The following is a 14,422-nucleotide window of genomic DNA, read 5'->3' as shown; positions in this document are numbered from 1 at the left end:
AGCGGCGCCCTTGACGCTAAATTCCTTGGGTTCCGAGGCGCGCGTCGCTATATCCTCGGCATGGCAACATCTCCGAGTGAAAACAGCTACGGCGCCGATTCCATCAAGGTGCTTAAAGGTCTCGACGCGGTCCGCAAGCGGCCCGGCATGTACATTGGCGACACCGACGACGGATCGGGCCTCCACCACATGGTGTTCGAGGTTTCCGACAACGCGATCGACGAAGCGCTCGCCGGGCATTGCGATCTGATCCGGATCACCCTCAATCCTGACGGCTCGGTCTCGGTCGAGGATAACGGCCGCGGCATTCCGACCGGGATCCATGCCGAGGAAGGCGTCTCGGCCGCCGAAGTGATCATGACCCAGCTGCATGCGGGCGGCAAGTTCGAGAACACCTCGGACGACAATGCCTACAAGGTCTCCGGCGGCCTGCACGGCGTCGGCGTGTCGGTGGTGAACGCGCTCTCCGAATGGCTGGAGCTCACCATTTGGCGCGGCGGCGAAGAGCATTGGATGCGCTTCCGCCACGGCGACGCCGAAGCACCGCTCAAGGTCAACGGCCCGGCGGCAGAGGGCAAGAAGGGTACGAAGGTCACCTTTCTCCCCTCCCCATCGACCTTCAAGATCGTCGAGTTCGACTTCGACAAGCTCGAGCACCGCTTCCGCGAGCTCGCCTTTCTAAACTCCGGCGTGCGCCTGATCCTCACCGACGCCCGGCACGAAGACGAAAAGGCGATCGAGCTCTATTACGAAGGCGGCATTGCAGCCTTCGTCCGTTATCTCGACCGCACCAAGACGGCGCTGATCCCCGATCCGATCTCGGTCTCGGGGCAACGCGACGATATCGGCATCGACGTCGCGCTCGAGTGGAACGACAGCTATTACGAGCAGGTCCTCTGCTTCACCAACAACATCCCGCAGCGGGACGGCGGCACCCACCTTGCCGCCTTCCGTGCCGCGCTGACCCGCACGATGAACAATTATGCCGAGAAATCGGGCGTTCTGAAGAAGGAAAAGGTGTCGCTCACGGGCGACGACATGCGCGAGGGGCTGACCGCGATCGTCTCCGTCAAGCTGCCCGATCCCAAGTTCAGCTCGCAGACCAAGGACAAGCTCGTCTCGTCCGAAGTGCGCCAGCCGCTCGAGAGCCTGATCGCCGACAAGATGGCCGAGTGGCTCGAGGAAAATCCGGCTCACGCCCGCACGATCATCCAGAAGATCATCGATGCCGCGGCGGCGCGCGAAGCGGCGCGCAAGGCGCGCGAGCTCACCCGGCGCAAGGGCGTGATGGACATCGCCTCGCTGCCCGGCAAGCTCGCCGATTGTCAGGAGCGCGATCCCGCCAAGTCCGAGCTGTTCCTGGTCGAGGGTGACTCGGCCGGCGGTTCCGCCAAGCAGGGTCGCGATCGCAGCACCCAGGCGATCCTGCCCTTGAAGGGTAAGATCCTGAACGTCGAGCGCGCCCGCTTTGACCGCATGCTGTCGTCGAAGGAAGTCGGCACCCTCATCCAGGCGATGGGTACCGGGATCGGCCGCGACGATTTCAACATCGAAAAATTGCGCTACCACAAGATCGTGATCATGACGGACGCCGACGTCGATGGCGCCCATATCCGCACCCTGCTGCTCACCTTCTTCTACCGGCAAATGCCGGAGATCATTGAACGCGGGCACCTCTACATCGCTCAGCCGCCGCTTTATAAGATCACCAAGGGCCGGTCCGAAGTCTATGTAAAGGACGACGGCAAGCTCGACGATTATCTGGTCGACGCCGGCATCGGCGCGATGCTGCTCGAAACCGCGGAAGGCCCGCGCTCAGGCCAGGATCTGCGCTCACTCGCCGACCATGCCCGGCGGGTGCGCACCCTGATGCGCTACGTTCCCAAGCGCTACAACCCGGCGATCATCGAAGCGCTCGCACTCGGCGGGGCCTTCGATCCGGCGCTTGCGGCCGGCGAGCGAGCGGATGCGATCCTGCGCGCCGCGACATGGCTGCAGGGGGGCGACGAGGAATCGACCTGGACGGGCGAACTCGGCGTTGATGGCGATTACATTCTGCGTCGCCTGTGGCGCGGGGTCACCGATCATCACATCGTCGATCACAAGTTCATCGCATCGGCCGAAGCCCGCAAGCTGCATACGCTGACTGCCGAGCAGGCTCCCGCTTACGCGCAATCCTCGCGATTGGTGTCGATGAAGTCGGCGGCTGCGGCCGCGGCGACCGACGAGGAGAGCGTGCAGGAGGCGAACACCCCCGGTGCAGCCCTCGACGCGGCACCGCCTGCCGAGCGTGCGCCCGACGCCCGCGGCGTCCTCGTTCGCCGCCCGACCGAATTGCTCGAAGCGATCCTCGCGGCGGGCCGCAAGGGCATGGCGATCCAGCGCTACAAGGGTCTCGGCGAGATGAATGCCGATCAATTGTGGGAAACCACGCTCGATCCGGCCAATCGCAGCCTGCTCAAGGTCGAGGTCACCCAGGCCGACATCGCCGACGAGATCTTCACCCGGCTGATGGGCGACGTGGTCGAACCGCGCCGCGACTTCATCCAGGAAAACGCCCTGAACGTCGCCAACCTCGACGTCTGAGCACGGACCTCGATCCAGTCGCTTACTTGCTTTGCGGCAGGGCTGCGTTCGCTCCAACCTAAGGTGTGGAGCAGGCTCTAGTGTCCTGAGCAACGATCGTTCTGCAGCAAGACGTCTTCGTGACGGCTGGTTGAGCGGTCATGGGGGCGGCCCGTATTGCGGTCGGTGGCCTGGGTCGGCGGAGCGAAGCGGGCGCGCGCTCCCCCAACACCGCTGTCGCAGGCCGTGCCTGCTCCAGCAGCGTCGCGGTTGGGTGAGCAGCGGGAGACGGCGAAAGCCGCCTCCCCAACCCGGATTCACATAAAACGGTTGAACAAATTCTCCAGCCGCTCCTGGCGCCCTGACCGTGGCTTCGGATCGATCGATTTCTGCGCGGTGAGGTCCGCGATGCCGGCGAGATCGAGGGAGGCGATCTGCTTGCCAAATGCCCCGTCCCAGCCGGAATAACGCTCGGCCTTGGCCGCGTCGACGCGGCCATCCTCGATGATCGCGGCGGCGTTGAGGAGGCCCTTCGCCACCGTGTCGATACCGCCGACATGGCCGTAGAACAGATCGGCGGGATCGATCGACTGGCGCCGGACCTTGGCGTCGAAATTGAAGCCGCCGGTGGTGAAGCCGCCCGCGCGGAGGATCTCCAGCACCGCGAGGGTCAGTTCTTCGACCGAGTTGGGGAATTGATCGGTGTCCCAGCCATTCTGCGGATCGCCGCGATTGGCGTCGATCGAGCCGAAGATGCCGAGCGCGGCGGCGGTGGCGATCTCATGCTCGAACGTGTGGCCCGACAGGGTGGCATGGTTCGCCTCGATGTTGACCTTCACTTCATTCTCGAGCCCGTAGCGCTTGAGGAAGCCGTACACGGTTGCCGTGTCGAAGTCGTACTGGTGCTTGGTCGGCTCGTGCGGCTTCGGCTCGATCAGGATCGTGCCCTCGAACCCGATCTTGTGCTTGTGCTCGACGACGAGGCTGAGGAATCGGCCGAAATTGTCGAGCTCGCGCTTCAGATCGGTGTTGAGCAGGGTCTCATAGCCCTCGCGGCCGCCCCACAGCACGTAATTGACTCCGCCCAGGCGGTGCGTGGCGTCGAGCGCGTCGCGGACCTGCAACGCCGCGAATGCATAGACTTCGGGATCGGGGCTGGTCGCGGCGCCGGCAAGGAAGCGCGGGTGACTGAACAGGTTGGCCGTGCCCCACAGCAGCTTGCGGCCCGACGACGCCTGCAGCCTCTCCAGGTGATCGACCGCTTCGGCGAAATGGCGGCGGTGCTCGTCCGCCGTCCTGGCCTCGGCCATCACGTCCACGTCGTGGAAGCAATAATAAGGTACGTCGAGCTTGGTGAAGAAATCGAACGCGATTTCGCGCTTGGCCGCGGCCGCCGCGCTGTCGTTCGCACCGGCATGCCAGGGGCGGTTGAAGGTTCCCGCGCCGAACACGTCGCTGCCCGGCCAGCAGAAGGTGTGCCAGAAGCAGATCGCGAAGCGCAGATGGTCTTCCATGCGCTTGCCGAGCACGATCCGGTCCTTGTCGTACCAGCGGTAGGCCAGCTCGTTGGAACTGTCCGGTCCCTCATATTTGATCTGCGGGATTTCGGCGAAATAATCGGTGCTCATCGGGGGCTCCTCGACGCAAGTTTCGGGGTGATACGCGGATAGGCGTCGCGGAACGCCTGCTGCTTGGGCGCCAGGCGGTCGGCAAGCGCCGCATCCGGCTGAATGACATGGGCGACCGGCGGCGCCACGCAGACCTCGCTCGGCGTGCCGCCATCGACGGCGAGCTGCGCCAGGCGCGCACCGCCCATCGCGGGTCCGACCTCGCCGCCGTTCAGATAGACGAGCGGCACGCCCATCGCAGCGGCGATCGTCTCGCCCCAGTATCGCGAGCGCGCGCCGCCGCCGATCACCGCCAGATCGGCCACTTCGGTGCCGGCTTCGCGCAGCACGTCGAGGCCGTCGGCGAGCGCGAAGGCGACGCCCTCCAGCACCGCCTGCGCCAGCCTGTCGGGGCCGGTATCGTTGTCGAGATGGAGGAAGCCGCCGCGCACCTGGGCGTCGTTGTGCGGCGTGCGCTCGCCCGAGAGATAGGGTAGGAACAGCTCCGGGCCGCTGCCCGGACCGGCCGCCTCGGCACGCGCGAACAGCTCGGCCGCGCCGCTGACTCCGGTCAGCCGGGCGACCCAGTCGATGCAGGAGGCGGCGCTCAGGTGCACCGACATCTGGTGCCACATGTCCGGGAGGCAATGGCAGAAGGCATGGACGGCGCGCGCCGGATTGGGCTTGAACCGGTCATTGGCGACGAAGATCACGCCCGAGGTGCCGAGCGAAAGCAGGGCCTTGCCGTCGCTGACCACGCCGATGCCCGCGGCCCCCGCGGCGTTGTCGCCGCCGCCGCCCGCCACCGCAACCTCTGCCATGCCCCACAGCTCCGCAACGGATGCGCGCAGTTGGCCGCTTTTCTCACTGCCCTCAACGAGGCGGGGCATGTGATCGGCGCTGAGCGAGCAGGCGGCGAGCAGTTCGTCGCTCCAGGTCCGCTTGGCGACGTCCAGCCACAGGGTGCCGGCGGAATCCGACATGTCGGACACCTTGTCGCCGGTCATCAGCAGGCGAACATAGTCTTTGGGCAGCAGGACCGTTCGGACGTGCTCGAAGATTTCGGGTTCGTGGTCCCGCACCCAGCGCAGCTTGGGCGCGGTGAACCCCGGCATGGCGAGATTGCCCGCAACGGCGTGCAGGTCGGGGACCTCCGCTTCCATTGCCTCGCATTCGGCAAAGGAGCGCCCGTCGTTCCACAGGATCGCCGGACGCAGCGGACGATCGTCTGCGCCGAGCAGGGTAGCGCCGTGCATCTGCCCGGCGACGCCGATCCCACGCACCGACCGGCGGATCGCCGGATCGATCGCGAGCACGGCGGCGTTGGTCGCTGTCCACCAATCACCTGGATCCTGTTCGGACCAGAGCGGCTGCGGACGCTGCACGGTCAATGCCGCGACGCCCTGTCCGACGACGGCGCCATGGCTGTCGATCACGACCGCCTTGACGCCCGACGTCCCGATATCGATGCCGAGGAACATCCGCTTACTTCTTGATCGGGTTGATCGTCTGGATCGTGCCGTCCGGATTGTACTTGAGCTCGGTCACCTTGACGTTGCGGAGGCGGGTCTGGCCCGAAAGCTGGCTATCGGCATAGAAGAGCCAGGTTTTGCCCTTCCAGTCGACGATCGAGTGGTGGGTGGTCCAGCCTTCGACGGGTTCCAGGATCCGGCCCTTGTAGGTGAACGGGCCGTAGGGCGAGTCGCCGATCGCATAGACCAGATAGTGGGTATCGCCGGTCGAGTAGCTGAAATAATATTTGCCATTGTGCTTGTGCATCCACGACGCTTCGAAGAAGCGGCGGTCGTGATCCTTGCCCAGCAGCGGCTTTCCGGCCTCGTCGAGGATGACCACGTCGCGCGGCTTCTCCGAGAATTCGGTCATGCTCCCGTCGAGCGCAGCGACCTTGGGCGTGAGGGCGGGCTGGTCGGGCTGCTCGAGGTCGGTCTTGGAGCCGTTCGGATCGTAGCTGCCGGTCACGTTGCGCTGCAGCTGGCCGCCCCAGATGCCGCCGAAATACATGTACGACTTGCCGTCCGTGTCGGTGAACACCGCCGGATCGATCGAAAAGCTGCCCTTGATCGGCTGGGGGTTGGCCTTGAACGGACCCACCGGCGACTTGGAGGTCGCGACGCCGATGCGGAAGGCGCCCTGCTTATCCTTGGCCGGGAAATAGAGATAATAGGTGCCGTTCTTGAAGGCGGCGTCCGGGGCCCACATCTGCTGGCTCGCCCAGGGTACGTCCTTCACGTCCAACGCGGTCGGATGGATCGTCACCTTGCCGCCCGGCGCGTCCATGCTGAGGATGCGGTAATCGCGCATCTCGAAATGGCCGCCCAGGTCGTCCTCCTTGGCGTCCCCGTCGATGTCGTGGCTCGGATAGATGTACAGCTTGCCGTCGCTCCAGACATGGGCGGACGGATCGGCGGTGTAGATCTCGCTGACCAGCGGCTGCGAGAGATAGCGACTCGGATCCTTGGCGCCCGACTCGGCTTGGGTCGCCGCCGTGTTGCCGGAGGCCAAATCGTCCTGCCCCTCGGCCGGCGCGGTACACGCCTGAGAGACGAAAAGGGCGATGCTGCTGACCGCAAGGTTGAAGCGCTTCATGTTTCACTCTCCATTTCATGGCCGCTTGCCGCAAGCTCTGCCGTTAGCGCTAACATTGTTCTGGGTCGGAGCACAAGCCGGCGATCGGCGCGTGTTGCATTCAGGCGTCGCCGATGTGACCACCCGTGGGGTGCGGAGGTCACATCGGCGTCGCCCGAATTAGAATTTGAAGCGCACGCCGGCGCGATAGACGCGGCCGAGTTGGTCGTAGAGCGCGGGATTGTTGAAAATGGTGGAGCGGGCCGGCGCACGATCGAAGACGTTGTCCACCTTGAAATAGGCGGTGATCTGGTCGGTGAGGTTGTACGTGCCGCCAAGGTCCAGATAGAAAGCGCCGCGGATGTGGTTCCTGTCGATCGTCGGGCGCGCCGCCGTCGAGGCCGGGCAAGCGGTCTGGCAGACGATATATTGTTTGCCGATCGTGCCGCTGCTGAACCACCTTTCCTGCACGAGCAGGGAGAAGCGGTCATTTTCGTAGCTCTGGATCGCGAGCCACTTCCAGTGCGGGGTCGCGCCGAGATTGTTGCCGGCGGTGTCGGTGGGGATCGTGCCGGGGAGACCGGTGTCCGTCACATATTCGATGACGTGCGTGGCGAGACCGCGCACCACGAAACTTCCGGGCAGGCCGAGCGGGCGGGTCCACCGATAGCTGGCCTCGATGTCGAAGCCTTTGGTCTCGATCGAGGCGAGATTGAACGCCTGGACGTTGATGAAATTGGGTCCGGCGCTGTTGTTCAGGTTGAACACGTCGCACGTCTCAGGGAGCACGTTCTGGAAGCAGAGCTGGACGATGTCCGCCGGCGCGATGCTCGAGATCACGTCTTTGATCTTGAGCGTGTAATAGTCGAACGAGAGATTGAGTCCGGGAAGCCAGGACGGCGCCGCGAGGGTGATTCCGGCCGTCGTGTTGCGCGCGATTTCCGGGGTGAGTTCCGTATTTCCGATCGTGTTCTGGATGACGAGCACATTGGTGTTGCGGAACGGATCGAAGAAGTTCGGCAGGGTGGTGGTGACCGGCGCGGCGAACAGTTCCGACAGGTTCGGCGCACGGACGTCGCGCGATGTGACGGCGCGAATACGCAGACCATCGATCGGCAGATCCCAGGTCCCGCCGACCTTCCACGCCCAGACCTGGCCGGAGGTGCTGTAATCGGTCAGGCGGGCAGCGGCATTGATGTTCGCGCGGCCCGTCGCATCCGATGAAAGGATCGGAAGATTGGCTTCGAAGAAGCCTTCCTTGACGCTGTAGGCGCCGCTGCCGTTCTTGTAATTGCCCGCATACCAGTTGTTTCCGCCGGCGAGCAGAACGGGATCTGCAGGATAATCGGCATTGGCCGGACTCGCGGCGAACCCGGCGCCATAGGGGTCCGCCCGCACCGTGTAGAATTCGTGGCGATATTCAGCGCCGAAGGCGATCGCCAGCGGGCCCGCCCAAAGATCGATCGGAGATCCCGAGAAGTTGACGCTGACCACGTCCTGGGACTGGCGTGTGCGCTGAAAGGGACCGTTCTCCGGCATGATGTATCGCAGCGCCGCCTGCGAGGGATTGCCGCCGATGATGTTGAGCGGCTGGCACCCGGAGGCACGCGCGGTCGGGTTTCGGCAGACGGTTTCGCCGTTCAGCGAGACGGCGTCGATCGCCTGATTGAAGCGGTTCGACAGGAGGATGTTGTCGACGTCGATGTCCGTGTAATTGGCGCCACGCTGGTAATAGACGTCGTAGTTCCACGCCGTTCCGGTGGCATCGAAGCGACCGTTCGCGCCGACCACGAGGCGATAGAGACGGCGATCGGTGTGGACGCGAGTATTTCCCAGCGCCGCATTGCTCGTCCCATATTGAAAGCTCGTTATCCCTGCCGAGGCGCAGGCGGCCTGGATCGAGGCCGGCACGAAGGGATTGGCGCATTGCAGGGTCAAACCAGGGCGATTCTGTCCGTTCACGGGCTGATTGCTCGTTTTCACCTGCCCCACGCTCAACGTCGCATAGAGCTCGTTGTCCGGCGCGAAATCGTAGCCGATCCGGCCATAGGTGGTCAGGCGCTCGATGCTGGATTTCAGCGAGCGGCCGGCATCGACATTGCCCGAAAGGTCGCCGCCCAGGCAAAAGCCGGGGTAGCAGCCGATGACGGTGCCGGCGGCGTTGCGTGCGGGAACGCCGTTGGAGCCATATTGAAACTGGAAGGGATTGCCGGCCTGGTCGAAGGCTGTGCCCTGCAGCGGACCGGCCGTGATCAGGCCATATTTCGTGAACGTGGTGGACTGGGCGAAATCGCGGACCAGATATTGGGGCGTGCCGTCATTGAGCACGCCGCGGTTGATCAACGTGGTCTGAACGAACCAGTCCCGCCCACCGGCAAGGTCGAGGCCGAAATTGCCGCCGTCGACGCCGCCCTCCTTGCCATATTCGGCACTCGCAACGATGTGCAACCTGTCCTCCAGGAAGCTTTCGCCGACTGCCAGTTGAAACAGGCCTTGCTCGTCGTCGCCATAATTGGTGATGCCGCCCTGGATATTGCCCTTGACGCCCTTGAACCTCGTGTCGGTGATGAAATTGACGACACCGCCGACCGCATCGGAGCCGTAGGAGGCGGATGCACCGCCGTTGACGACGTCGACCCTGCGCACCAGCAGTTGCGGAAACAGGCTGACGTCGGGAACGCCGGTGACATTGGCACCGACCACACGCTGCCCATCGAGCAGGGTCAGAGTCCGGATCGCGCCGACCCCGCGCAGCGAGAAGGAACTGAGCCCCTGCTGACCGCTGGAGGTGCTGAACGTGTTGACCTGCGTGCCGGTGGATCCCTGAAGGGAGGGAAGCTGCGCAACGGTCGTGAAGATGTTGGGCTGGGCGTTGGCGGCAATCTGTTCTTCGCCGATCACCGTCGTCGGGGTCGGCGCCGTGAAACCGCTCACCTGAAGACGTGTCCCGGTGACGATGATCTCGCCCGCCTGCGCCGTGCTCGAGGCTTGTGGGTCGCTCACGCCCGGCTGGTCGGCATCCGCGATCGGTGGCTGCTGGCGGTCTTCATCCGAAGCCGCTTCGGAACTCTGCGATTGGGCAACCGCCGAAGAAGGAAAGACGGCGGCAGCGATCATCATCGCGCCCAATGATACAGTGCGCAAATATCTTGTTCGCGCGCTCACCTGTTGAAGATACATTGGCTGCCTCCCTCCTTGCATGTTATGTCGATGGCCGTTGGATATCGGGCGAGCAGCGCCCGCGCCCGCCGAACTTATTCGACGCGCCAGTGCACGCATGCGTGATCGCCGGAGATGATGGTCTGATTACCTGCCGAATCGGTCATGACCACACGACGCCTGCAGAACCGCGCGGCGCTGCAAGCGGATGATCAATGGCAATACCCGGCAATTTGGAACTAATTGCCGTGCGTAGTCATCATTCGCATAAGATCCTCTCCTGGCGCCTCTTGGCGCTCGCCTCGCTCGATTGCATCGAGTCGCTCGTTGTTCATCATCATGAGCCACACCTGACTCAAGCCGTTGATGTTTACGTTAACATGAACGCTAAGCCGCCTCCTGGACCTTGTCAATACTCGGACAAATAGGTGTCTTTTGCTAAACGAGGGGCTTGTTTCTGCGCGTGTGAGTCGGCAGACACCATGGCCGGGCTGCTCTAACGCCGCCCTGCCGGTACTCGGCTCTCGAGACCCGGAGAGGAATGTTCACGTTAACGGAGATCGCGGTTGACCAGGCCCGGCATTCCTCACCTGCGCTGGACGATCATGGCGCTGTTCGTCGGCGCGATGGTGCTCAACTATCTGACCCGGGCCGTGCTCGGAGTTGCGGCGCCGCTGATCCTCGAAGAACAGTCGATCAGCACCGAGCAATATGGCTGGATCACCGGCGCTTTCCAGGCCGGGATCATGTTCCAGCCGCTGGCGGGCTATCTGCTCGATGGCGCCGGGCTTCGCCTCGGCTTCGCAGCCTGCGCGGCGCTCTGGTCGCTGCTGACCATGGCGCATGTCTTTGCCAACGGCTGGCTTGGCTTTGCCATGCTGCGGGGCATGCTCGGCCTCGCCGAAGGCTCGGCGCAGCCCGCCGGTCAGAAGCTGATCGCCGAATGGTTTCCGGCGCGCGAGCGCGGATTGGCAGGCGGCATCTACAATATCGGCGCCTCGTTCGGCGCGATTCTGGCGCCCGGCCTCGTCGCCTGGGCGGTGGCCTTGCACAGCTGGCGCCTGGCCTTCTTCGTAGCCGGCGCGATCGGCCTTCTCTGGGTCGTCGCCTGGCTCCTCTGGTACGACACGCCTCAGCGCCATCGCTTCATCCGCGCGAAGGAGCAGGCCCTTATCTCCGAAGGGCAGGAGGTGCGGCTTGCGGCCGTCGGCGATCGTGCCTCCATTCCGTCGCTGCTGCGGCGCCGGGATCTGTGGGGAATAGCCCTGCCCCGGCTGCTCGCCGATCCGGTCTGGGGCATGCTGTCCTTCTGGATGCCGCTCTACCTGGCGCGCGAGCGCGGCTTCGATCTTACCCAGATCGCCTTGTTCGCCTGGCTCCCCTTCCTCGCCGCCGATCTCGGCTGCCTGTTCGGGCCGTTTGTCGCCGCCTTCCTCAATCGCCGCGGTGTTTCCCTGGTCAATGCCCGGCGTTCGGCCTTCACGATCGGAGCGGTCATGATGATCGGGATGGTGTTCGTCAGCTCCGTCACGAGCCCCTATGCGGCAATCGCATTGCTCTGCCTGGGAGGCTTCGCGCATCAGACCCTGTCCGTGTCGGTCATTACCATGGCCTCGGACCTGTTCCGCCGCAACGAGGTGGCGACCGCCACCGGCTTTGCGGGGCTTGCCGGCAATTTCGGAGTCCTGGTCTTCTCGCTGCTGCTCGGCGGCCTGGTCGACGATGTCGGCTACGGCCCCTTCTTCCTCCTGCTCGGCGTCCTCGATCTCATCGGCGCCGCCATCCTCTGGACCCTGGTGCGCAAGCCGGCATGACTTTCCTTCGCAACCCCATCCTGCGCGGGTTCAATCCCGATCCGTCGATCGTGCGCGTCGGCGAAGACATCTTCATCGCGACCTCGACCTTCGAATGGTATCCTGGAGTTCAGATCCATCAGAGCCGCGATCTGGTGAACTGGCGCCTTGCGGCTCGTCCGCTGGCACGAGCGGCACAGCTCGACATGCGTGGTGCCCCCGATTCCTGCGGCGTCTGGGCGCCGGATCTGAGCCATGCCGATGGCCGCTTCTGGCTCGTCTACACCGACGTCAAGCGGTACGGCCGGACGACGGTCACCGGCGCGGCCGGAGCATCCTTGCGGGATTTCCATAACTATCTCGTGGTCTGCGATCAGGTCGACGGCAGCTGGTCCGATCCGATCCATCTTAACAGCAGCGGCTTCGATCCGGCCTTGTTCCACGACGACGACGGCCGCAGCTGGCTGCTCAACATGCTTTGGGACCATCGTCCCGGCCGCGGCCGCTTCGCCGGCATCGTCGCGCAGGAACTGGATCGCACGTCTCTTCGCCTGGTCGGCGAGCGGCGGCTGATCTTCACCGGCACCGAACGCGGCTTCACCGAAGGGCCGCACCTCTACAAGCGTGACGGCTGGTATCATCTGCTGGTCGCGGAGGGCGGCACCGGGTGGGATCATGCGGTGGTGATGGCCCGCTCGCGCGCGCTGTTCGGGCCGTACGAGGTTCATCCCGATGGCGCAGTGCTGACGGCGGCGGGTCGCCGCGACGCGCCGCTCGCCCGCGCCGGCCATGGCGACCTCGTCGATCTTCCCGATGGAACCACCTGGCTCGCTTATCTGTGCGGCCGCCCCCTTCCCGGCCGGGAGCGCTGCCCGATGGGCCGGGAGACCGCGATGCAGCCGATGCGCTGGGGTGCCGACGGGTGGCTGCGCACCGAGACTGCAGATGCCGCGCCCGACCCTTCCCCGCCGCGGCCGGCGCTCGCCCCGGCGCCGTGGCCCGATGCCGGGTGTGACGGCACGTTCAGGAGCGCGGAGCTTCCGGCCGAGTTCCAATGGCTCCGCACGCCCGATCCCGCCTTTCTTTTCAGCCTGGATGCGCGACCCGGATGGCTGCGTTTCTGGGGGCGCGAGACGATCGGCAGCCACTTCAACCAGGCTCTGGTCGCGCGCAGGCAGGAGCATTTCCGCTATCGTGCGACCACCCGGATCGACTTCGCACCGGCGCACTTCCAGCAGGCGGCGGGCCTGGTCTGCTATTACAACAGCACCAAATTCCACTATCTCCATGTCACCCGGGGAGACGAGGGACGGCAGCTCGCCTTGATGTCGGCCCAGGCAGACGAAGGCTGTACGAGCGAGGTCGTGGCACTGCTTCCGGACGGACCGATCGATCTGCGCGCCGATGTCGATCACGACGTGCTTCGCTTCGCCTGGCGTCCGGCCGGGTCGGAAGAATGGCAATTTCTCCCCAACTCTCTCGATGCGAGCATCTTGTCGGACGAGGTGACGGTGCCCGGCCTGCCCAACTTCACCGGTGGCTTCGTTGGCATGGCGTGTCAGGACATGTCCGGCGCGGCGCTCCCGGCCGATTTCGCCTGGTTTCGCTACGAAGGGAAGGACACCGACAGCATTGCGGCCGATTGACGCTTGATAAGTTCGTGCTCGAGCAGCCTTGGTGACGGTGCGTTTGCGCCGCAAAGCGCCTCGGCGATGACGGCCGATAGTGCCTCGGCCGCCAGCCGCCGCACCGGCTGATGCACGGTGGTGAGCGGCGGCCAGAGCGTCACCGCCGCACTGGTGTCGTCGAAGCCGGCAACGGTCAGCTCGGCCGGCACGTCGAGGTGACGCCGGTGCGCGACCGAGACGATCGCCGCCGCCATGTCGTCATTGCTGGCAAAGATCGCGGTCGGCTGCTCCGGTCCGGAGAGCAATTGCTCGCCCGCGACGAGCCCGGAGGCATAGCTGAAATCGCCCTGCGCGACGGTGACGCTGACGCCGTCGACGGCCCGCACCGCGTCGTAGAAGCCGGCCATCCGCTCGGCGCTCGCCGCCTGATCGGGATTGCCGAGCACGAAGCCGAGGCGGCGATGACCAAGATCGATCAGGTGCCGAGTCATCTCGCAGGCGGCTGCGCGATCGTCGATCCTGACGCAGGTGGCGCCCTCGACATCATAGGCACCGACCGCCGCGACCGGGATCCCCCACTTGCGCACCGCGCCCAGCACCGAACGCGATTCCCCGAGCGGCGGGGCCAGGATGACGCCGGACAAGCCGGACGCGGCGAAGCGGGTCAGCGCAGCCGCAGTGGGCGGGCGCCCGCCTTCCCCCTTGAGCAGGACCAGGCGTGCGCCGCTGGAGGAGGCCTCCTCGAACAATCCGGTCAGGAACTCGCTCATGAAGGCGGCGCTGGGATTGGAATAGATGATGCCGATGCGGAGCTCGGCCGATCGCACCAGGCTGCGGGCGGCGGTGTTCGGCGTGTAGGCGAGCGCTTTGATCGCCCGCTCCACGGCGGCGCGGGTCTCCGGCCGAATGCCGCTGCGGCCGTTGATGACTCGCGACACCGTCATCGCCGACACGCCGGCATGCGCCGCGACGTCGACGATCGTCGCGCCCCGCTCCACCCGACCGCTTTTCGCCATGCCCCTCTTTGCCCGGCCTCCGCACGAGCGTCCCGCCTACGGCATGGCGCCTCGCCCGCAAAGGGGCG

Annotated in this window: 8 protein-coding genes; 3 read left to right on the top strand and 5 right to left on the bottom strand. The window is 65.1% G+C overall.

Annotated features, from left to right (window positions below):
• Positions 1-60 precede the first annotated feature (60 nt).
• Positions 61-2,586: a DNA topoisomerase (ATP-hydrolyzing) subunit B gene (gene gyrB, locus ETR14_RS13455; protein ID WP_129385292.1), complete on the top strand. Its 2,526-nt coding sequence runs from the start codon at positions 61-63 to the stop codon at positions 2,584-2,586.
• A gap of 296 nt (positions 2,587-2,882) precedes the next feature.
• Here gyrB and xylA read toward each other — a convergent pair whose 3' ends face one another.
• The 4 genes from xylA to ETR14_RS13435 form a co-directional block, all read right to left on the bottom strand.
• Positions 2,883-4,193: a xylose isomerase gene (xylA, locus tag ETR14_RS13450; protein ID WP_129385290.1), complete on the bottom strand. Its 1,311-nt coding sequence runs from the start codon at positions 4,191-4,193 to the stop codon at positions 2,883-2,885.
• Entirely contained in the window at positions 4,190-5,653 is a 1,464-nt protein-coding gene (gene xylB / locus ETR14_RS13445) for a xylulokinase (protein WP_129385288.1), read from the bottom strand. Before xylB ends, xylA begins: the two co-directional genes overlap by 4 nt.
• 4 nt (positions 5,654-5,657) lie before the next feature.
• Entirely contained in the window at positions 5,658-6,779 is a 1,122-nt protein-coding gene (locus ETR14_RS13440; protein WP_129385286.1) for a glycoside hydrolase family 43 protein, read from the bottom strand.
• A gap of 159 nt (positions 6,780-6,938) precedes the next feature.
• On the bottom strand, positions 6,939-9,878 hold the full coding sequence (locus ETR14_RS13435) for a TonB-dependent siderophore receptor (RefSeq protein ID WP_206185827.1): 2,940 nt from the start codon (positions 9,876-9,878) through the stop codon (positions 6,939-6,941).
• 605 nt (positions 9,879-10,483) lie between these two features.
• Here ETR14_RS13435 and ETR14_RS13430 point away from each other — a divergent pair.
• Together ETR14_RS13430 and ETR14_RS13425 are read left to right on the top strand one after the other, a co-directional pair.
• Positions 10,484-11,731, top strand: coding sequence for an MFS transporter (locus ETR14_RS13430; RefSeq protein WP_243455512.1), 1,248 nt, complete (start codon positions 10,484-10,486; stop codon positions 11,729-11,731).
• Positions 11,728-13,356: a glycoside hydrolase family 43 protein gene (locus ETR14_RS13425; protein ID WP_129385282.1), complete on the top strand. Its 1,629-nt coding sequence runs from the start codon at positions 11,728-11,730 to the stop codon at positions 13,354-13,356. The genes ETR14_RS13430 and ETR14_RS13425 overlap by 4 nt, the downstream gene beginning before the upstream one ends.
• On the opposite strand, the gene ETR14_RS13420 is transcribed toward ETR14_RS13425, so the two are convergent.
• Positions 13,317-14,354 (bottom strand): LacI family DNA-binding transcriptional regulator, encoded by a 1,038-nt coding sequence (locus ETR14_RS13420; protein WP_129385280.1) that lies wholly within the window; start codon positions 14,352-14,354, stop codon positions 13,317-13,319. The genes ETR14_RS13425 and ETR14_RS13420 overlap by 40 nt on opposite strands.
• Positions 14,355-14,422 lie beyond the last annotated feature (68 nt).

The sequence above is a fragment of the Sphingosinicella sp. BN140058 genome (genome assembly GCF_004135585.1).
Lineage (GTDB): Bacteria > Pseudomonadota > Alphaproteobacteria > Sphingomonadales > Sphingomonadaceae > Allosphingosinicella.
This window is presented reverse-complemented; position numbering and strand designations above follow the sequence as displayed.

What these genes read in the sequence shown, in the direction of transcription:
- gyrB (WP_129385292.1), top strand. Translation starts at nt 61, where the DNA reads ATGGCAACATCTCCGAGTGAAAACAGCTACGGCGCCGATTCCATCAAG.
- xylA (WP_129385290.1), bottom strand. Translation starts at nt 4,193, where the DNA reads ATGAGCACCGATTATTTCGCCGAAATCCCGCAGATCAAATATGAGGGA.
- xylB (WP_129385288.1), bottom strand. Translation starts at nt 5,653, where the DNA reads ATGTTCCTCGGCATCGATATCGGGACGTCGGGCGTCAAGGCGGTCGTG.
- ETR14_RS13440 (WP_129385286.1), bottom strand. Translation starts at nt 6,779, where the DNA reads ATGAAGCGCTTCAACCTTGCGGTCAGCAGCATCGCCCTTTTCGTCTCT.
- ETR14_RS13435 (WP_206185827.1), bottom strand. Translation starts at nt 9,878, where the DNA reads ATGATGATCGCTGCCGCCGTCTTTCCTTCTTCGGCGGTTGCCCAATCG.
- ETR14_RS13425 (WP_129385282.1), top strand. Translation starts at nt 11,728, where the DNA reads ATGACTTTCCTTCGCAACCCCATCCTGCGCGGGTTCAATCCCGATCCG.
- ETR14_RS13420 (WP_129385280.1), bottom strand. Translation starts at nt 14,354, where the DNA reads ATGGCGAAAAGCGGTCGGGTGGAGCGGGGCGCGACGATCGTCGACGTC.